This is a genomic window from Candidatus Pelagadaptatus aseana, from assembly GCF_040362265.1.
Taxonomy (GTDB): domain Bacteria; phylum Pseudomonadota; class Gammaproteobacteria; order Pseudomonadales; family Cellvibrionaceae; genus Pelagadaptatus; species Pelagadaptatus aseana.
Map to the genome: position 1 here is coordinate 106,135 of NZ_BAABNJ010000008.1, position 19,274 is coordinate 125,408.

At 53.3% G+C, this 19,274-nt stretch carries 19 protein-coding genes and 1 pseudogene; 4 read left to right on the forward strand and 16 right to left on the reverse strand.

Translation table 11 applies throughout. The annotated features are described in order from the left end of the window. Positions 1 to 34: 34 nt before the first annotated feature. Together ssb and ACPXV9_RS13025 are read right to left on the reverse strand one after the other, a co-directional pair. On the reverse strand, positions 35 to 613 hold the full coding sequence (ssb, locus tag ACPXV9_RS13020; protein ID WP_423897831.1) for a single-stranded DNA-binding protein: 579 nt from the start codon (positions 611 to 613) through the stop codon (positions 35 to 37). Positions 614 to 786: 173 nt separating this feature from the next. Next, positions 787 to 2,121 (reverse strand): MFS transporter, encoded by a 1,335-nt coding sequence (locus ACPXV9_RS13025; protein WP_423897834.1) that lies wholly within the window; start codon positions 2,119 to 2,121, stop codon positions 787 to 789. A 256-nt stretch (positions 2,122 to 2,377) separates the two neighbouring features. Between ACPXV9_RS13025 and ACPXV9_RS13030 the strand changes: the two genes are divergently transcribed. Then, on the forward strand, positions 2,378 to 2,686 hold the full coding sequence (locus ACPXV9_RS13030) for a c-type cytochrome (RefSeq protein ID WP_423897837.1): 309 nt from the start codon (positions 2,378 to 2,380) through the stop codon (positions 2,684 to 2,686). A 62-nt stretch (positions 2,687 to 2,748) separates the two neighbouring features. Here the strand turns inward: ACPXV9_RS13030 and ACPXV9_RS13035 are convergent, their stop codons facing one another. Beyond that, positions 2,749 to 4,155: an ATP-binding protein gene (locus tag ACPXV9_RS13035; RefSeq protein WP_423897839.1), complete on the reverse strand. Its 1,407-nt coding sequence runs from the start codon at positions 4,153 to 4,155 to the stop codon at positions 2,749 to 2,751. Beyond that, the gene (locus ACPXV9_RS13040; protein WP_423897842.1) at positions 4,155 to 4,886 is read right to left on the reverse strand and encodes a response regulator; all 732 of its coding nucleotides are present in this window, start codon (positions 4,884 to 4,886) and stop codon (positions 4,155 to 4,157) included. Before ACPXV9_RS13040 ends, ACPXV9_RS13035 begins: the two co-directional genes overlap by 1 nt. Positions 4,887 to 5,075: 189 nt before the next feature. On the opposite strand from ACPXV9_RS13040, the gene ACPXV9_RS13045 reads away from it, so the two are divergent. Further along, positions 5,076 to 5,492 (forward strand): hypothetical protein, encoded by a 417-nt coding sequence (locus tag ACPXV9_RS13045; RefSeq protein WP_423897844.1) that lies wholly within the window; start codon positions 5,076 to 5,078, stop codon positions 5,490 to 5,492. A gap of 204 nt (positions 5,493 to 5,696) precedes the next feature. Here the strand turns inward: ACPXV9_RS13045 and groL are convergent, their stop codons facing one another. The 5 genes from groL to ACPXV9_RS13070 all read right to left on the reverse strand — a co-directional run bounded on the left by groL (position 5,697) and on the right by ACPXV9_RS13070 (position 10,958). After that, on the reverse strand, positions 5,697 to 7,343 hold the full coding sequence (gene groL, locus ACPXV9_RS13050) for a chaperonin GroEL (protein WP_423898009.1): 1,647 nt from the start codon (positions 7,341 to 7,343) through the stop codon (positions 5,697 to 5,699). A 50-nt stretch (positions 7,344 to 7,393) separates the two neighbouring features. After that, entirely contained in the window at positions 7,394 to 7,687 is a 294-nt protein-coding gene (locus ACPXV9_RS13055) for a co-chaperone GroES (RefSeq protein WP_423897847.1), read from the reverse strand. Between the two features lie 263 nt (positions 7,688 to 7,950). Further along, entirely contained in the window at positions 7,951 to 8,427 is a 477-nt protein-coding gene (locus ACPXV9_RS13060; RefSeq protein WP_423897849.1) for an FxsA family protein, read from the reverse strand. Between the two features lie 59 nt (positions 8,428 to 8,486). Continuing rightward, positions 8,487 to 9,539 carry a DUF481 domain-containing protein gene (locus tag ACPXV9_RS13065; RefSeq protein WP_423897852.1) on the reverse strand — a complete coding sequence of 351 codons (1,053 nt, stop codon included), beginning with the start codon at positions 9,537 to 9,539 and terminating at the stop codon, positions 8,487 to 8,489. A gap of 84 nt (positions 9,540 to 9,623) precedes the next feature. Continuing rightward, positions 9,624 to 10,958 (reverse strand): AmpG family muropeptide MFS transporter, encoded by a 1,335-nt coding sequence (locus ACPXV9_RS13070; protein WP_423897854.1) that lies wholly within the window; start codon positions 10,956 to 10,958, stop codon positions 9,624 to 9,626. Between the two features lie 343 nt (positions 10,959 to 11,301). Between ACPXV9_RS13070 and recQ the strand changes: the two genes are divergently transcribed. Beyond that, positions 11,302 to 13,101: a DNA helicase RecQ gene (gene recQ, locus ACPXV9_RS13075; RefSeq protein WP_423897856.1), complete on the forward strand. Its 1,800-nt coding sequence runs from the start codon at positions 11,302 to 11,304 to the stop codon at positions 13,099 to 13,101. 15 nt (positions 13,102 to 13,116) lie between these two features. Here the strand turns inward: recQ and ACPXV9_RS13080 are convergent, their stop codons facing one another. Both ACPXV9_RS13080 and ACPXV9_RS13085 read right to left on the reverse strand, forming a co-directional pair. Beyond that, positions 13,117 to 13,383 (reverse strand): hypothetical protein, encoded by a 267-nt coding sequence (locus ACPXV9_RS13080; RefSeq protein ID WP_423897858.1) that lies wholly within the window; start codon positions 13,381 to 13,383, stop codon positions 13,117 to 13,119. 189 nt (positions 13,384 to 13,572) lie between these two features. Then, positions 13,573 to 13,944 carry a hypothetical protein gene (locus tag ACPXV9_RS13085; RefSeq protein ID WP_423897860.1) on the reverse strand — a complete coding sequence of 124 codons (372 nt, stop codon included), beginning with the start codon at positions 13,942 to 13,944 and terminating at the stop codon, positions 13,573 to 13,575. Between the two features lie 214 nt (positions 13,945 to 14,158). On the opposite strand from ACPXV9_RS13085, the gene ACPXV9_RS13090 reads away from it, so the two are divergent. After that, positions 14,159 to 14,656 carry a GAF domain-containing protein gene (locus ACPXV9_RS13090; RefSeq protein WP_423897862.1) on the forward strand — a complete coding sequence of 166 codons (498 nt, stop codon included), beginning with the start codon at positions 14,159 to 14,161 and terminating at the stop codon, positions 14,654 to 14,656. A 4-nt stretch (positions 14,657 to 14,660) separates the two neighbouring features. Here ACPXV9_RS13090 and ACPXV9_RS13095 read toward each other — a convergent pair whose 3' ends face one another. The 5 genes and pseudogenes from ACPXV9_RS13095 to ACPXV9_RS13115 form a co-directional block, all read right to left on the reverse strand. Further along, positions 14,661 to 15,092, reverse strand: coding sequence for an Hpt domain-containing protein (locus ACPXV9_RS13095; protein ID WP_423897865.1), 432 nt, complete (start codon positions 15,090 to 15,092; stop codon positions 14,661 to 14,663). Positions 15,093 to 15,113: 21 nt separating this feature from the next. After that, positions 15,114 to 16,616 carry an ATP-binding protein gene (locus ACPXV9_RS13100; protein ID WP_423897868.1) on the reverse strand — a complete coding sequence of 501 codons (1,503 nt, stop codon included), beginning with the start codon at positions 16,614 to 16,616 and terminating at the stop codon, positions 15,114 to 15,116. Positions 16,617 to 16,641: 25 nt separating this feature from the next. Beyond that, positions 16,642 to 17,283: a response regulator gene (locus tag ACPXV9_RS13105; RefSeq protein WP_423897870.1), complete on the reverse strand. Its 642-nt coding sequence runs from the start codon at positions 17,281 to 17,283 to the stop codon at positions 16,642 to 16,644. A 19-nt stretch (positions 17,284 to 17,302) separates the two neighbouring features. Further along, positions 17,303 to 18,319 (reverse strand): phospholipase A, encoded by a 1,017-nt coding sequence (locus ACPXV9_RS13110; protein WP_423897873.1) that lies wholly within the window; start codon positions 18,317 to 18,319, stop codon positions 17,303 to 17,305. Between the two features lie 4 nt (positions 18,320 to 18,323). Further along, positions 18,324 to 19,255, reverse strand: a pseudogene (locus ACPXV9_RS13115) (DUF808 domain-containing protein). Between the last annotated feature and the right edge of the window lie 19 nt (positions 19,256 to 19,274).

The window sequence follows — 19,274 nt, forward strand, 5'->3', positions numbered from 1 at the left end:
CTAAATCTCGTCACCCCTGCTATCGAATATCGGATCAGAACGGAATATCGTCATCAAAGTTATCAAAACCCTGAGGCGGCTGAGGTGCCGGAGCAGCCTGAGGTGCAGGCGCCTGTCCCATTCGCTGCTGCGGTGGCATTTGCTGAGGCGCTGGCGCAGCCTGTGGTGGCGCCGCTTGAGCCGCCGGCTGCTGATAGGCCTGCTGTGGTTGTTGAGCCTGCTGAGGAGCCATACCCTGCGGCTGAGCATAGCCACCGCCCATGGCTGCACCGTCCTGACGGCTGTCGAGCATCTGCATCTCGCTGGCGACAATCTCGGTGGTGTAGCGGTCCTGACCGTCCTGCCCCTGCCATTTGCGGGTTCTCAGCGAGCCCTCCACATAAATTTTGGAGCCCTTGCGGATATACTCTCCGACAATCTCAGCCAGACGATTAAAGAACACCACGCGGTGCCACTCGGTACGCTCCTGCTGCTGCCCGGTCTGCTTGTCCTTCCAGGATTCAGAGGTCGCAACGCTGATATTGGTTACGGCACCACCGCTGGGCATATACTTCATTTCAGGGTCCTGCCCGACGTTACCCACCAGGATGACTTTGTTGATACCTCTGGCCATTTTTTTCTCCTACGAAACTTGCAACGGATGCCATCACCAAGTGGCATCTCTATTCATTATCAGTATTAAATTGGTATTCAGGCTTTGCCCAGCGAACGAAGTGCCAAAGGCAAAGAAAGACATTGAGCTTACACCAGCGGCCAAGCAACAGCCACCCTACGCAAGCACGATTTTCAGCTGCTCAAAGACGTCCGATCAAACACCTCGGGATCGACCTTCAGATACGCCACTTGCTCTTCTTCGATCAACAGCACTTCCACCACACCAGGCAAACCGGAAAAGCGTTCATCAGCCTGCTCGGCATTGAGATCACTCAGGGGCACCTGAATACTGGTCAGGTGCTTGGGATGCTTCATATTCTGCGCCACCAGCAGCCAAAGCAGCAGACAAATGGCCGCCCCCATAAAGACCGCCTCCAGCCCGAATTCCTGCAATAACCAGCCACCGCCAACACCCCCGGCAAAAGCGCCGAGGAACTGAAACGTCGAATACACCCCGGACGCCGTCCCCTTGGCTCCGGCCGGAGCAATCTTACTCATCAGCGAAGGCAGGGTTGCCTCCAGCAGGTTAAAAGCCACGAAGAAAAAAAACAGCGCCAACAGAAACGCCCAGCGACTGTCGAGCAACTGCGACAAAGCCAATTCTGAGACCGCCAGAACCGCGACAGCGCCCACGAAAACCGATTTCATCTTGCGGCGTTTCTCCGCCACGATAATAAACGGCACCATCACAGCAAAAGCCAGCAACAACAGCGGCAGATACACCATCCAGTGCTCGGAGCGATCCATTCCAAGGCTCTGTTCAAACACCAGCGGCATGGCGACAAAGCTGGCCATCAGGGCCCCGTGCAACACAAACACCCCCAGATTGAGACGTTGCAGCTCCCCGTAAGACATGACTTCGGATACCAACTCGGGTACCGGTGCCGTATCCCGATGGCGCTTGGCCGTCATTATCGGACTCGGCACAAATCGCCAGACAATCACAATACCCAGAATCGCCAGCCCGGCGGTTACGGCAAAAATTGCCTGCATTCCACCCAGTTGCGCCAGTGCAGGGCCCAGTACCAGCGCCACCGAAAAGGACACTCCGATGGAGGCCCCGATGGAGGCCATGGCCTTAGTGCGATTGTCGTCCTGAGTGAGATCCGCCACCAGCGCCATGATCGCCGCTGCAATAGCGCCAGCCCCCTGCAGAGAGCGACCCAGAATCAAGCCGTAGATATTGTCAGCCAGAGCAGCAACCACCGAGCCCAGCGCAAAGATCAACAATCCCATTACGATCACCGGCTTGCGACCGATGCGATCGGACAAGGTACCAAACGGGATTTGAAACAAGGCCTGAGTAAAGCCATAGGCGCCAAGTGCCAACCCCAATAGCAAGGGTGTACTGGCCTCATAGGCATCACCGTAGAGCACCAATACCGGCAGTACCATAAACAAACCCAGCATGCGAAACGCATACAGGCTTGCCAGAGATACAATCGCACGCCTTTCAATCGGGTTCATAGGGGTTGCCTGAGTTTGGATATCCACTTGATAAAAGAGGCGCGCATTCTACCTGAATGACCCGATGAAGCCAAAGCACGAGCCGCCACCCTAGCCCCATAACCACCTTCGAAAGTCGAATGTCAGAACCCGCAAATTTTGCTAACCTTTGCTCTAGCTCAAACGTTCGGCATCACCGGATGATCTACAATCAACAGATTCCGTATCAACATAATAGAAACAAAGATTCCAATAATTGGCTATCAGGAGTAATCCCATGAAACTAAGCAACCTTTTAATCGCTGCAGCCATCGCTGCTACCCCGATGCTGGCACAGGCTGGTGATGCTGCGGCAGGTAAAGCCAAGTCCGTGACTTGCACCGCCTGTCATGGTGCTAACGGCAAAGCCGCCATTCCGACTTACCCCAATCTGGCCGGCCAAAACGCCGCCTATCTGGAAATGGCCCTGAAAGACTACCGCGCCGGCAAACGCAACGGTGCTCAGTCAGCCATCATGACCGGTATGGCCAAGCCTCTGAGCGATGCCGACATCGCCAACCTGGCCGCCTACTACAGCAGCCTGTAAGCAATAAGCGTCAAGCAACATCAAAAAAGCCGACAACTCTGTCGGCTTTTTCGTTTACAGCTCTAGTGCCGGGGTAATTCCACCGTCACTTCCAACCCCTGCTTGCGGTTGGCCAACGTAATATCGCCACCAAAGCTACGAACGGTCTGCCGCGCAATGGCAAGCCCCAGACCAACCCCGCCGGTTTCCCGATTACGGGAATCCTCCAGCCTCACAAATGGCTCAAATACGGACGCCATATCCCCCTCGGGAATTCCCGGGCCGTGATCCTGAATCACAATGCGGATTCCACTAACCTCACTGAACAGAGCCACCTCGGCACAATCACCATAGCGAACCGCATTCTCCAGCAGGTTACGCAGGGCACGCTTCAGTGCCAGAGGTTTGGTTATCAAAATTTCCTGCTCAGACGGAGCAGAGAAACTGATGCATTCTCCCAATTCCTGCAAATCGTCACAGAGGCTACCAACCAACGCGCCAAGGTCTACCTGACAAGTCTCTTCGCCGTCACCGGACTGTCTGGCAAAAGCCAGCGCCGCTTCGGACATCTGCTGCATTTCATCGAGGCTTTCCAACAATTTATCGCGCTGCTCACCGGCAGCCATCATTTCCAGACGCAGCCGCATGGTGGTAATGGGCGTTCGCAGATCATGGGATAAAGCGGCCAGCATTTGAGTGCGATCCGCCACAAACCGCTGAATTCGACGATTCATCAAATTAAAGGCTTTGAGGGTTTGCTTAATATCTTCCGGCCCCTGCTCTGCCAGTGCCGGCACCGGTTGGCCGCGCCCCAAAGCCTCCGCTGCCTCGCCCAGCGACCTCAGTGGCCGGGTAATCTTTCGCAACTGCCAAAACACCACCAGCAGCACCAACACCACCGCCGAACCAATAAACACCAGTGTGGGGTAGGCAAACCGGGGGTGAATGACGGGCAAATGCAGTCTGGCTGAAAACCAGCGCCCGCTGTTCAGGCGTACGGCAACAGACAGTTCGCGGGCCGGCTTTTTCGAGCGACGATGATGATGGTATTCGGCATCGTCATCATCAAATTCATGCTCGTCATCGTCATCGTGACGGTATTTACCATCCGAACGCCGCGGCCCAAGCTGTTGCAACTGCAAGCACACTCTGCCGCTGTAGCCCTCGCCCAGACTGTCGACAACCAGTTGCTGCAGCGACAGAGCCGGGTAATTCTGCGCCGGCGCTACCGGTGATTCGTCGTAGAAACCGAGCTGCAATCCGGGACGGCGCCAGGCATCGGCAGCATCCCGATGCAACGATTCCGGGATTTCTTCGAGCAATTGCACCAGAGAAATAAATTGCCGCAGCTGGAAACGATTACCCTGATCACGCAATACATCGCGATGCGCACTGGACAGTACCCACAGGCTGATCCCCTGAGCCAACAGTAATGCCAGTACAATCAACAACAGCATTCGGGGAAACAGGGTCTTTGGCCACAGTGTCATTACAGATCCACCCTGGTGCTGCTGACGGTCGCCGTAAACAGATAGCCCCCACCCCAAACCGTCTTGATCAGATTGGGAAACTGAGGGTTTTGCTCTATTTTTTTACGCAAGCGGCTGACTTGATTATCAACACTGCGATCAAAGGGCTCGGCTTCGCGCCCCTTGGTCAAAGTCAATAATTGATCACGACTCATGACCTCCTGCGGGTGTTTCAGCAACACCTGCAACAGGGTAAATTCAGAATTACTCAACGCGACCACCAGACCGTCATCGCGCTCCAGCTGGCGCAAAGGTACGTTGAGACTCCAGTTGGCAAAACTCAGTCGATTGGGCTCAACCGCAACAGGCTCATGGGATCCCCCTCCGGCACTGCGACGCAATACCGCCTTGATCCTCGCCAGTAACACACGCGGCGTAAATGGCTTGGTGACATAGTCATCAGCCCCCATCTCCAGCCCCACCACAAGATCCGCATCCTCACTCATGGCGGTCAGCATAATGACCGGCGGCCCATCCATTTCCCGAACAAAGCGGCACAAACTCAGGCCATCCTCACCCGGCATCATCAGATCCAGCACCACCAGATCAAAGCTGGCTTCAGCCATCTTTGCCCGCATCTCGACACCGTCTTTGGCCAGACTCACCCGATAACCATGCTGTTGCAAATACTCTTTGAGCAGATCTCGAATGTCCTGATGGTCATCAACCACCAGCAGATGCTTCTGATTCATAAATAATGCCTTTGGGGTAACCCTTTCATTATACAAATTGCTGACCATACAACCTGTATCAAAGTGTAACTGCCGCCACTGCCAGAAATCCCACAGATACACTTTGATACACACTGTTATGGCACCGGTACATATTTTCAAAGGCCACGTGATTGAATAACCCCACTGACAACCCAAAAGGAAAACGCGATGAAAAAGCCTATGAAATACCTGTTAACCGCCACCCTGATCACGGCTTCGGCCACCACCGCACTGGCCAGCTCTTACGACGACAAAGACGAATACCGCGATTGTGATTCCCGCAAATACGGCAAGATGATGAAACATCACGGCGGCTTTATGGGCAATCCCCACAACCCCCGGGAAATGATGACACGGGAATTTAACGCCGAGGAAATCAATACCCTGATGCAGGCCAAACTGCTGATGAGAGGCAACGACAACCTCAAGGTCGGCAAGATCGAGCCCACCCCAAATGGTTACACCGTCGCCATAGTCACCCGGGACAACTCACTGGTGGAAGAACTGGAACTGGCACCCAATGGCATGCCACTGAAAAGGTTTGAGCACATCAAAGAGCGTATGGAAAAGCACAGCGAGCGTTAAACCACCCATCCCCCAAAACGCAAAAGGCCCGCCTAAGCGAGCCTTTTCAAATCGAAGCACCTATTGGTGCCTCAGAAGCGAGGATTTTTGCCCAAGACCAAGGCGGGCTAGAAACCCGGAGCGGAGCGTACTTTAAGTACGTGAGCACCGGAAGTTCTAGCCCAACGCCGGTATTGGGCTAAAAGACCGCTTATGGGGTGGCAATTACATCATGCCGGGCATGCCGCCCATACCACCCATACCACCCATATCAGGCATAGCCGGACCAGCTTCAGCCGGCTCATCAGCCACCATGGCCTCAGTGGTAATCATCAGACCAGCCACGGAACCAGCAGCCTGCAGCGCAGAGCGGGTTACTTTGGCTGGATCCAGAATACCCATGTCCAGCATATCGCCGTACTCACCGGTAGCGGCGTTGTAACCGAAGTTACCTTCGCCCTGCTTGACCTTGTCAGCCACTACAGAGGACTCGCCGCCAGCGTTGGAAACGATCTGGCGCAGAGGAGCTTCCATGGCGCGACGCGCCAGAGCGATACCAACATTCTGATCTTCGTTGTCACCTTCCAGCTCAGCGATAGAGGCAACAGCGCGCAGCAGAGCGGAACCACCACCGGCAACCACACCTTCTTCAACCGCCGCACGGGTCGCGTGCAGGGCGTCTTCAACACGGGCTTTCTTCTCTTTCATTTCCACTTCGGTAACCGCACCAACTTTGATTACCGCAACACCGCCAGCCAGCTTGGCTACGCGCTCTTGCAGTTTCTCTTTGTCGTAGTCGGAAGTGGACTCTTCGATTTGGGCACGAATCTGAGCAACACGGGCTTCGATGTCGGAAGCTTCGCCGGCACCGTCAACAATTACGGTGTTCTCTTTGCTCATGGTGATGCGCTTGGCAGTACCCAGGTGCTCCAGAGTTACGGCCTCCAGATCCAGACCCACTTCCTCGGAGATCACAGTGGCGCCAGTCAGGATAGCAATGTCCTGCAGCATGGCTTTGCGACGGTCACCGAAACCTGGGGCTTTACAAGCAGAAACCTTAACGATGCCGCGCATGTTGTTCACTACCAGAGTAGCCAGTGCTTCGCCTTCGATGTCTTCAGCGATGATAACCAGAGGCTTACCGGCCTTGGCTACGGCTTCCAGAGTTGGCAGCAGCTCGCGGATGTTGGAGATTTTTTTGTCAACCAACAGGATGAATGGCGCTTCTTGCTCAACGCTCATATTTTCCTGATTGGTAATGAAGTAAGGCGACAGGTAGCCACGATCGAACTGCATACCTTCAACCACGTCCAGCTCGTTATCCAGAGCGTTACCTTCTTCAACGGTGATAACGCCTTCTTTACCGACGCGCTCCATGGCTTCGGCAATGATCTGGCCTACGGAAGAGTCGGAGTTGGCGGAGATGGTGCCCACCTGTTCGATGGATTTGGTGTTTTCACACGGCTGAGCAATGGCCTGAATCTCAGTTACAGCTGCAGCAACGGCCTTGTCGATACCGCGCTTCAGGTCCATTGGGTTCATGCCCGCAGCAACAGACTTCAAACCTTCGTTAACGATGGCCTGAGCCAGAACGGTTGCGGTGGTGGTACCATCACCGGCGACGTCGTTGGCCTGGGAAGCGACTTCCTTAACCATTTGCGCGCCCATGTTTTCAAACTTGTCAGCCAGTTCGATTTCTTTGGCCACAGAAACACCGTCTTTGGTTACAGTCGGGGAACCGAAAGACTTGTCCAGAACCACGTTGCGGCCCTTGGGACCCAGAGTGGTTTTAACCGCGTCAGCCAGGATGTTTACACCGGCCAGCATGCCTTGGCGAGCTTCGTCGCCGAACTTAACTACTTTTGCCATGATCTTAATTTCCTCAGAATTCTTTCTTACTTGCAGTGGTTACAGAAAGGCGCTTAGCCTTCCAGTACACCGTAAATTTCGCTTTCGTTCAGGATCAGCAGCTCTTCGCCGTCAATCTCAACGGTGTTGCTGCCGGAGTACTTACCGAATACCACGGTATCGCCAACCTTGACGCCCAGAGGCAGAACTTCACCACTGTTCAGGATACGGCCCGGTCCAGCGGCAACCACTTCACCCTGGCTTGGCTTCTCTTGAGCAGAACCAGGCAGAACGATACCGCCAGCGGACTTGGTTTCTTCTTCTTTGCGGCGAACCACAATGCGATCGTGTAATGGACGAATGTTCATGTAGTTAGTCTCCAAACATGAATTTCAGGATCAATGTGCCGACTGAGCCGGCGCTCTGTATAAAAACCGAATGTAACTGGCGGCCACTGCAAACAAGTCTTCAGGCAGCCTCAAGCCCAGTTAATCCGGGGCTTGCCAAAGATTCAGACACAAGACCCGAACCTTTGACAGAAAACCAGTGACAAGAAAAATGGGGGTTGAAAAACGGATTTCAACGGCAGAGGACGAAAAAAATGCAAATTATTTCAAACAAAAAATGCAAATTATTTCAAACGGCGCTGATCGGGGTCCACATCGCGCTCAAATTCGCCTTCAATAACGGAATCATCGCTGGCGTCAGACTGAGGACCACGGCGTTGTTGGTAGGTATAGGTGTAGTAGCCACCCTGCTGGGTCACTACCATTTTCTTGAGCATGCGCCCCAGAACCACATTGCGCACTCCCGGTAACAGACAACAGAAACCAATGGCATCGGTGATAAACCCCGGAGTCAGCAGCAAAGCACCACCGACCGCCAGGAAAATACCCTCGATCATCTCCGGCAGAGGCATTTCACCGGTCTGCATTTTCTGGTTGGCACGGGTAATGGCCGAAAAACTCTGACGACGCAGCAGGGCCAGACCAATCATGGCAGTCAAAAGCACCAACCCGATGGTATAGGGTGCCCCGATTTTGGAACCCACCTCAATCAGGATCCACATTTCCAGAATGGGCATTAACACGAACAACAACAGCGGCATGGCTACAAACTCATCAGAAGGTATGCCACTGATATAAGGGCATTACCAACATTTTCAAGTCACCACTGGTAACCAATACCAATGGTCAGCTTCTTGTCTTCCTTGCGGTTATCACCGTTGGGCAGGTTGTCGTAGTCGTACTCAAACTTATACTCAGACACCAACCGGCCAACGATTGGCACATCAAAGCCAATCTCTGAATCCAGCACCCAGTCTTGGGAATTATCCGTGGAGTAGAGGAATTCGGCCTTACTGAACAACTGTATGGAGTATGGCAAGCGATAGCGGAAGTCGTAGGCCAGACTCCAGAAATTTTCAGTCTTGCTGTCTTGCCAATCGGGATCGGCCAGATTTTCAGCGGTTTCCTCGTACTGCTCTTCGGCGTACTCGATACCGGAAATAATCGCCAACGCCATATTATTGAAATCCCATACCTGGACACCCAGACCGGTACCCAGAGAATAGTGAAAATCGATGTCCTTGTTCTCATCCAGACCTATTTCGCCTTTGTTGTACCAGAACCAGCGCTCGGAGAAGAACCAGTCGAGCTGATAGGAAACCTTGTACATTTCAATCGACGGTTCGCTGTCGTTAGAGTCACTCTCGTAATCCAGCACCGTGATATGGCGCCAGTCACTCTGACGGAAATTGGCGGTGGCGTGAACATCAAACTCATCTTTGACTTCATTACCGCGACTGACATTGATCGCCACGGTACTCTTACCCGAATAGGTGTAGGCACCCGCCTGATGCTCAGCGAAGGGGATGATGCTATCGACCACTGCAAATTCGATGCGCTGCGGCGCCTGATCATCAGCGCACTGATAATTCATGAAGGGACCATCCAAACCACTCACTGTGCAGGGCTCACGGCGCCCCTCCATTTTCACTTTGGCGGACACCTCAATGTTCTTGACCTTCGATTTGTGTACGGTCAACTGACCAAAATTAAAGGAGTTCCAGACCACATTATCGCCCTCAACTTTGAGCAGCAGTCCCGAGACACGGTCCCCGTTATTCATCAACAGTTCATGGGAGTGGGCCAGGGGCAGAAACAGGGCCAGCAGAGCAAACACGGGCAGTTTGCGCCAGCAGGATTCGAGCAAAAACATAGCGATCTATACAGGTAGTGGCAAAATCCGCACATTCTAGCGGATCACGGCCGCTGGCGGTAATTCGAAACTGACTGACGGGTTTCAGAGGCCGCGCTGATTGCGCCGCAGCAGGATTGTCGCGAGCACAATCGCAGGAATACCCATCAGCGCAGCATAAATGAAGAATTGGTAATACCCCGAAGCATCCACGATCACCCCGGAAAAGCCGCTCATAAATTTACCCGGCAGGGTCATCAGCGAGCTGAACAAGGCGTACTGGGTAGCGGTATAGGCGCGATTGGTCAAACCGGATAGGTAGGCAATAAAGGCCGCATTGGACAAGCCCGCGCTAAGATTATCGGCGCTGATCACCAGAGCCAACCAACTGACGTCATTACCGATCAGGGCCAATTGGGCAAACAACAGATTGGTCCCGGCCACCATAATGGCGCCGGCAAGCAAAGGTCGATGGACCCCGTAGCGCACCACCAGCAGGCCACCCAAAAAGCTGCCTGCGATGGTCATAAAGAAGCCAAACACCTTGCCAATATCGGCAATCTCTTTTTTGCTGAAACCCAGATCGAGATAGAAGGGATTGGCCATAATGCCCATCACTATGTCACTGAGCCGGAACAGCGCAATAAACAGCAGAATCACTAAGGCAAAGCGGCCATTACGCTGAAAAAATTCCACAAATGGGCTGATAACCGCATCGACAAACCAAACGGCCAAACGGCGGCCACGACTGGGGTTCTGATCCAGATGCAGCTTGTGATGCAAGGTTTCTTCAACGGCCGCGGCATCACCACAATCTTCTCGTGGGGGCTCAGACACCAGCAACACCGTGATGATACCCACCCCCATCAATGCCGCCATACACCAGTAAGCCATCGGCCAGCTGTAAAACTCTGCGATATAGAGTGCTCCGGCACCGGCCAGCAACATCGCCAGACGATAACCAAAAATATAATTGGCCGACATGGCCCCCTGCAGTTCAACCTCTGCCGATTCGATTCGGAACGCATCGATGGCAATATCCTGAGTGGATGAGCTGAAGGCCACCAACACCGCAAACACCGCCACCCAATAGAGTTCTGCTCTGGGGTCGGTGAACGACATGGCCAACAGCCCGGCAATAATCCCCAGCTGCCCCAGCAGCATCCAGCTGCGCCGCTGCCCCAACCAGCGGGTCAAACCCGGCAGACGCAGCCGATCGACAACCGGTGCCCACAGCACCTTAATGGAATAGGTAACCCCCACCCAACCAAAGAAACCGATGGCGCTGCGACTGACCTCCATATCCCTGAGCCAGGCCGACAGCGTCGAAAACACCAGCAGCAGGGGCAAACCTGCGGCAACACCAAGAAAGAACATGGCGATAACACGGGGGTTGGTGTAGGCGCGAAAGGCTTCAGACCAGGAAGTCGTGGGAGTCATGGAGGGCAAATACAGTCAATCAAATTGTGTCAAAATTAAGACAGACATGGTCTGTAAAAGTCAGCCCCCACCCTAGCAGACTAGCTGACACAATCCTACAACCGCTGACACCGCTGTCGAAAAAAGCAGCCATTCATGTCACCGAAGATGGCCACATCGATCAAAAATTCCAAGTGATCTGCTTCGGCAAAAAGAGCCGTGCTTTATCATAAGCTTCGAGAATAAGCGCAAGTGGTGCCAAGCCAAGCGCAAACCGACGAATGGGTTTCACACCTTTAGACCATGGCATCGCAGTTACTGGTTGGGATAGAATCCCGCCTCAACATTGCACCCCCTATCCGTCATGGCCAACCCTCTTCACATTCTGCAGCACACCTTTGGTTACGACAGCTTTCGCGGTCAGCAACAGGCCATTATCGAGGCCGTTACTCAGGGACATGACGCTCTGGTACTGATGCCAACCGGCGCGGGCAAATCCCTGTGCTATCAAATTCCGGCACTGGCCAGAGCCGGCTGCGGCATCGTGGTATCCCCTCTGATTGCGTTAATGCAGGATCAGGTAGACGCCCTCCGGGAGCTCGGCATTCGCGCCGCCTACCTGAATTCGACATTGTCGTTGGAGCAAACCCGTAATATTGAAGCACAACTGCTCAACGGCGAGCTGGATTTTCTCTATATCGCGCCCGAGCGACTGATTCAGGAACGTTCACTGCAATTGCTGGCCCAGGCCCAACTGGCCCTGTTTGCCATTGACGAAGCCCACTGTGTTTCCCAATGGGGGCACGACTTTCGCGCCGATTATCTGCAGCTGCAACTGCTGCCCCAACGGTTTGCGCACATCCCGCGAATAGCCCTGACGGCCACCGCCGATCAACGCACCCGAGGGGAAATCGCCGAACGCCTGCAACTGCAGCAGGCCCGGCAGTTTGTCTCCGGGTTTGATCGCCCCAATATCCGCTACCGCATAGGCCTTAAGTACAATGCCCGGCAGCAGTTGCTGCGTTTTCTCAAAGATGAATACCCGGACGAAGCCGGTGTCATCTACTGCCTGTCGCGCAAAAAGGTGGAGGATACCGCTTACTGGCTGCAGGAACAGGGGTTTAACGCCCTGCCGTATCACGCGGGCCTGAGCAGTGAAGTGCGCGCCCGGCACCAGTCGCGCTTTTTACGCGAGGACGCCATTGTCATGGTCGCCACCATTGCTTTCGGTATGGGCATCGACAAACCGGATGTACGCTTTGTGGCGCACCTCGACATGCCCAAAAATGTCGAATCCTATTATCAGGAAACCGGTCGTGCCGGCCGCGATGGCGAACCGGCCGATGCCTGGATGATTTACGGTCTGCAAGACATCGTCAAACTCCGGCAAATGATGGAGAACTCCGAAGGCAGCCTGGAACACAAACTGGCCGAGCAGCACCGCCTCAATGCCATGCTGGGGCTGTGTGAAATCACCAGCTGTCGGCGTCAGGCGTTGCTGAACTACTTTGGCGACCAGCTGGAACAACCCTGCGGTAACTGCGACACCTGCCTTGAACCACCGCAAACCTGGGATGGCACAGAAGCGGCGCGCAAGGCGTTAAGTGCGGCCTATCGTACCGGTCAGCGCTTCGGGGTCAGTCATTTGATTGACGTACTGCGAGGCGTCTCGACCGACAAGGTAGAACAATGTCAGCACCAACGGCTGCCGACCTTCGGCGTCGGTAAAGAACTGGACACCAACCAATGGCGCTCAGTGTTCCGACAATTGGTCGCCAGGGGCTATTTGAGCGTCGACCTGCAGGGATATGGTGGTCTCAAACTGGAGCAATTATGCCGCCCATTATTGCGCGGAGAAGAAACCATTGACCTGCGCCTGGATCAGCGCAAACGCCCGGCCCGGCAAACCACCAAAACCGCGCTGCCCGCCGATCTCGACATCGCACTGTGGGAGGCTCTGCGCGAGTGCCGCCGAGAATTGGCCGATGCTCAGGATGTGCCACCCTATGTGGTATTCAGCAACGCCACGCTGCAGGAAATGTGTGTCCGGATGCCATCGGATATTGACCAGATGGCACTGATTAACGGCGTGGGGGAACGCAAACTCGACAAATACGGTTACAGTTTCCTCAAGGTGATACGGGATCATCAGGCCCGGACCTGACCCGTGGTACAACCGTTATTCCGTTTCATCCAGAATGCTGAAAGAAACAAAGGTCGCCAGAATCAACCCGGTCACTACCAGTGGTGGCGAGGGGAAGCCCAGCAACAAGAGCCCGGTAAACAACCAGACCCGCTCAACGATGACTCGGCGGCGGCGATAGTCCTCTGTAAAACGACGACGGTGGAAGTGCGCCTTATCCGGTTTCTGCGAATCCATCCAGACAGGACGCCAGGTCAACTGGAGTATTAATAAGCCGTAAAACGACAGCAGCGCTTTTAACATTTTGGACTCCTACCCAACATTGCACTCGAAGGCTTACTGTCAGTATAGGTACAGCTTCACTGGTCAGACCCTGATTTTATAAGGCCAAGTCTTTCTATAAAGACATGGGTTTTATTACCGCTGCAGACTTTCAGGCACAAAAAAGCGGGCAAATGCCCGCTTTTAAACATGGCCGAGACACCAACATAATCAGTTGTTCATATTCATCAGGGCATCTTTGGTTTCTTCCGCCTGCTGCATCAGGTCACTGCCCTGAGCTTCAGCCTCCGACTTCATTTCAGCTGCCTTGTCTTTGGCCTCTTCCACCATTTCTTCGGCGTCCTGCTTGATCTCAGTGGCTTTCTCCTGAGTCGCTACGACCACTTCATCGGCTTTTTGCTTGGCATCTGCCGCCATCTGCTTGGCAGCCTCCATATCCTTGGCAGCTTTGTCTGCCATGGCTTCCTTGGCCGGCACCGACTGTTCCAGCTCGGTATCTTCTCTCTTTTCCGCACACCCCAATGACAACAGTGTGGCCAGAGCCAGAGAGGGGATAAATGCATAATGTTTGATAAATGTCATAACTTATCTATTCCTGATTTTCGTCACTATGAGATAGAATTTTTGCCCTGATACGCGGTCATATTCCAGGTTGTCATGCCCGGGTAGCGATAACCTCAAGGCGCTACCATAATATAGGGCAAACCAAACATGGCAGACCAAGGCGAAAATGGCAAACTTTGTCCATATAGCCATCCCCCTGAAACAGTAATGCATTCGTGAGACCGGAGGCCTTGTGGACCCACTTACACGCCTGATGACTTTGGTGGAAGACCAAAATCTGAGTCAGCTTGAAATTATGAGAGAAGCTTGCCAGGCCATTAACCAGCTTATTCCCAAAGCCAACCGGGTCAGTCTGTGGGCGTTTGAAGACAACAACAGGCAAATTCGCAGCCTGGTGAATTTCGATGCGGCAAGCAACGAATTCAGTGAAGGTATTATTCTTAAGCAAGCCGATTACCCCCCCTATTTCAAAGCCATCATCGAAGAGGATCTGGTGGTAGCATCAGACGCCCGAAATCACTCAGTAACCAATTGCTTCAATCAAAGCTATTTTGAACCTCTGGGCATTTACTCTCTGCTGGACTTTATCCTCCATGAAAACTTTGTTGCCACCGGCGTGGTTTGCTGTGAAAGCGCTGGACAAAAAATCGAATGGAGCAAAGACGATATAGACAACGTCAGAATGGTCGCATCAGTAATTTCCTTCTGCTTCCACCTGGACAAGAATTGATTTTCTAGTCTTGCAACAGAGCCAACAGTGCTTCAACTTTTGGCGCAATCGCGGCGATATTGATCTGACCATCTCTGGGCACAAGCCCGGCCTCAATATCACGGCAGACATCACCAATCACCGGAAATTCGAATAACAGCGCAGCCCCCTTCAGCTGATGCACTTCGTGCTTCAGCAAACCCAGATTCATCTCTCGCCAGCTGCTCTCTATGCTCTGCAAATAATCGGGAAAGCGCTGTTTCAACATGGCCTTTAAATCAGTTTCAGCGGCGTTGTCCTGCAAGCTCTCCGGCGTCAGTGCCAGCGTCTGTTTATCTCCCAGACATCTGGCAACCGTATCAACAAACTGCTGTAACTCAAACGGCTTGCCGATGTAGTCATCAAACCCTGCCGCCTTATAGCGTTCAACATCGTCGCTCATAACATTGGCGGTCAACGCAATCACCGGGCTGGCACACTACATGGCGTGAATTTCCTGCAGCGCATCCAGACCACTCATAACCGGCATTTGGATATCCATCAAAATAAGATCAAACGGTACCGAACTGGAGACCAGATTGACCGCTTCACGACCATTGGCAACCGAGCTGACCTCCAACCCCATACGCTCGAGCAAACTGCAAAAAAGTCGATTATTCTCAGGCTGATCTTCGGCCACCAAAATGCGCCCTGATAACTGCGGCAGGGGCTGCACATCCGGAACTTCCGCAACACGAGCCTTAAGCGCGTTAAGATCGGCGCGGCCACTGGCTTGTTCAACCTGCACGATCACCCGAAACCGACTACCCCGCCCCAGCTGGCTCTGTACTTCAATATTGCCCCCCATCAGTCGCGCAAATTGCAGAGACAGGTTCAAGCCCAACCCGGTGCCGCCATAGCGTCGGGTAATGGAATTATCGGTCTGGGAAAAAGCGCTGAACAAGTCCTGCTGTTGTACTTCGCTAATGCCGATACCGGTATCTTCCACATCCACACTCAGAGTGTTTTCATCAAACGCCACCAATACCGACACCTTACCGACTTCGGTAAATTTCACGGCATTAGAAGTCAGGTTCAGCAAAATCTGCTTCAGGCGGGTGGCATCGGTATGCACCGTCTCTGGAATGGGTTCGCGATAACGGATCAGAAATTCCAACCCCTTGGCCTTCGCCTGAGAAGCCATAATGGCTTCAACATCGTAAAACAATACCAACAGATTGACCGGTCCCGTTTCCAGCTCCAGCTTACCGGCTTCGATCTTGGAGATATCCAGTACATCGTTCATCAGATCCAGCAGATGGCAACTATTGGAGTGAATATAACTGGCCGCCTCGCGAACCTCTTCGGCCGTGTAATCCCCCATCAACATACTCTCAGTATTGCCAATAATGGCTGTCAAAGGGGTGCGCAGTTCATGGCTGATATTGGCCAGAAAGCGCTGCTTGGCGGAATTGGCCCGGATCAATTCTTCGGTGCGTTCAAATACTTTGGCTTCCAGACTTTCATTGATACGTGACAGGGCTTTGTTATAGATTTCGGCCTGTTGACGCGCCATGGTAGACGTTCTTTCAGCGTCTTTCAGAGAAGTGATATTGCGAGCCACGCCGCAGATATACGCCGGCTTACTGCCCTTCTCAAACAACGGTACCAACAGGGTGTGCCAAACATCGGCCACCCCCTCACTCTGGGAAAACTCCTTTTCAACTACAATCGGTTGCTGAGCAATGAGTGCCTGCCGATAGGAATCATACAGCTGCTCAATAGTGTGACTGCCCCAGAGCTTGTTCAAATCAAGCTGTCGTAAGCGGGCATTGTCATCCAGCCCCATGACCCGTCTGGCCGCGGCATTGCAATGATAGAGCCGGAAACTGTTGTCAGGCTCCACCGAGACAATGAACATCACGTCATCGGTGTAAGCCCATAGCTGGTGAAAGCACTCCAGCACCAGCTCATCGCGACCATCGAGCTTCGACTGTGTCATGGCTCAAAGCCTGCGCCGGATGAAATCAGGAAAGTCCCAATTTGATGGCCGCATGAGTCGCCTCTACCCGGGAAGAGATATTGAGTTTCTGATAAATGGTTTTGGTGTATCCGGCAATGGTATGAGGTGACAAGGTCAACACCTGGGCAATTTCTGCACGGTTCAATCCCTTGGCCAACAGTGCCAACACCTCTTCTTCACGCTTGGTTAACACCGCCTGTTCCGGTGTTTCCATGGGCTTGTTGAAGAAATGCAGAATTTTGCGGGAGATGGAGGGCGACAGCGGCGGCACCCCATTCACAATCCCCTGTAGTTGACCCACGATGGTGTCAATGGGTTCGTTTTTAAGCAGGTAACCTGAAGCGCCCTGGCGTAGGCTTTGAAACACAAAGTCATCATCATCATGGGCTGTCAGAACAATGCAGCAAATATTGAAAGGGGGCGCCGTGTAAGTTGGCAGTAACGCCAGCCCCTTGCCATCGGGGAGATTAATATCGATCAGAGCCATATCAATGGCCTCTGCTTCAAGTACGGTTCTGGCCTGCTGCAAGCTGGTCGCCTTGTAGACCCGCTCCACACCAGCCAGTCCCTCCTTTACCTTGAGGGCAAGTAATTCCAGAACGGCGGGCTCATCCTCAACCACCAATATTTTTTTAATGTCGTCCATAAACCTAGTCCGTAGCAGCCTACAGGAGATCCGTTAGCAGAAAACCTATCCCTATTCTCTCGATACGCTCGTCATAGTCAATCATGCTCTCACCATAACCATTAAAATATTGCACATGACCACGGATACGCTGCCACAGAGGAAAGGTCCAATCGATTTGTACTGCGCCATAGTTATCCTGACGCAGGTTGTTGCGGAACATCAGGCTGATTTCCTGATTATTACGGCGGTAGACTGACGTAAATTCAAAGTGGCCCATATAGCGTTCGATATCGGGGTTATCGTCGCCACTGGTGTCGTCCGGTCCATTTTTGTCATCTTCAGGCAGGCGATACCAGGGTTTGAAACTGAAAGCCCAGCGCCCTTCCTCCCAGAGAAAATCCACATAGACTCTGTTCCAGCTGCGAGACAGAGGCAGGTTGCGACCGTTTGACTGATGCTCAAGACCAACACTCAGGTAACTGCCGTCATCCTCAAACGGATTCCAGTCCAGCGGCGCGACCCAGAAGAGCTCTGGCTGATAGTTGGTTTCGCGAAAGGGTGCTGAGATATCGCTGTTGTACACTTGCCAGAATGACTTAAGGGTAAAACCAAAAAACAGCGCATCATCGGCCAGAAATACATCCTCAATCAGTGGAATTTTCAGACTGAGCTGAAACTTGGCCTCTTCGTGATTAAGCGAGTCATCACCATCCACAAAACCACCGCTGCGATAGGGCTCTTCATTGGGCTCTTCCATATAGGTGTAGGGCAAAATGTAATTGCGCTTGTGCGGTGTGATCACATAGGGACTGGATGCTGTCGACAACTCTTGCTGGAAACGGTTTCGAATGGGGTTGGGCGCAGACGGCTGAGCCTCTGCCTCAATGGCGGACAACCCGGTTCCATCTTCGGCGGCCAGACACTGCTGCCGCAATTGGGCAATGGTCATCTCTTCTGGTGCCGACAACACCGCTTGCTGCAGGCATTGATCGACACCTGCAGCCACTGTCACAGGCATTAACGTCATACCCAGTATGGGAATCCAACGTACCATAGTATTATCTCTCTTTGAGTTTTTGAAAGCCTTCAAATATAACCACCAGCAGGGTACCCGCCACCAAGCCAACCAAACCATTGAGCAAGGTGGGTATCAGACTGGAAATGATATTCCCCAGTGCAGGACTTGCCGTAGCCACAGTAGCCGAATCGTGAATCAGATGATTGAGAGGCTCAATCCCGTGTACCAAAATACCGCCACCCACCAGAAACATGGCAGCCGTCCCCAGAAAGGAAAGTCCCTTCATCAGCTTGGGACAGAAATCCAGTAAGCGCTCGCCAAAAGCGCGCTTGAATCGGCCCCAGCCATTCTGCTCTGGGGCGGCCATCAACAGTAAGGCACCGTCATCAAGCTTAACAATGGCCGCTACCAGACTGTAGACCCCGACGGTCATGGCCGCGGCAATCAGACTGACGACGATTACCTGAGTGCTGAAGTCAGCCCCCTGAGCGGTTCCAAGTGCAATCACGATGATCTCAGCCGACAGGATAAAATCGGTACGGATGGCACCCTTAATTTTATCCGCCTCGAATTGGGCCATATCAAGGTCCGGGTCTGCCAGCACCTCAGCCAGCTCGTCGTCCTTGTTGTCACCGGGATGAAACAGCTTGTGGGTTAACTTCTCTGCCCCTTCAAAGCACAGAAAAGCCCCCCCAACATCAGCAGCGGCACAATCAGCCAGGGTGCCACAGCACTGATCAGCAGGGCGCCGGGCACCAGAATCAGTTTGTTTTTAAATGAGCCTTTGGCCACGGCCCAAACTACCGGGATTTCCCGCTCGGCCCTGACCCCGGTCACCTGCTGGGCATTGAGCGCCAAATCGTCCCCCAGCACCGCTGAAGTTTTCTTGGCCGCCACCTTGGTCATGACCGACACATCGTCCAGTACGGTAGCTATATCATCCAGTAACGCCAGCAGTCCCGCCGTAGCCATAATTTTTTACTCCCAGAGT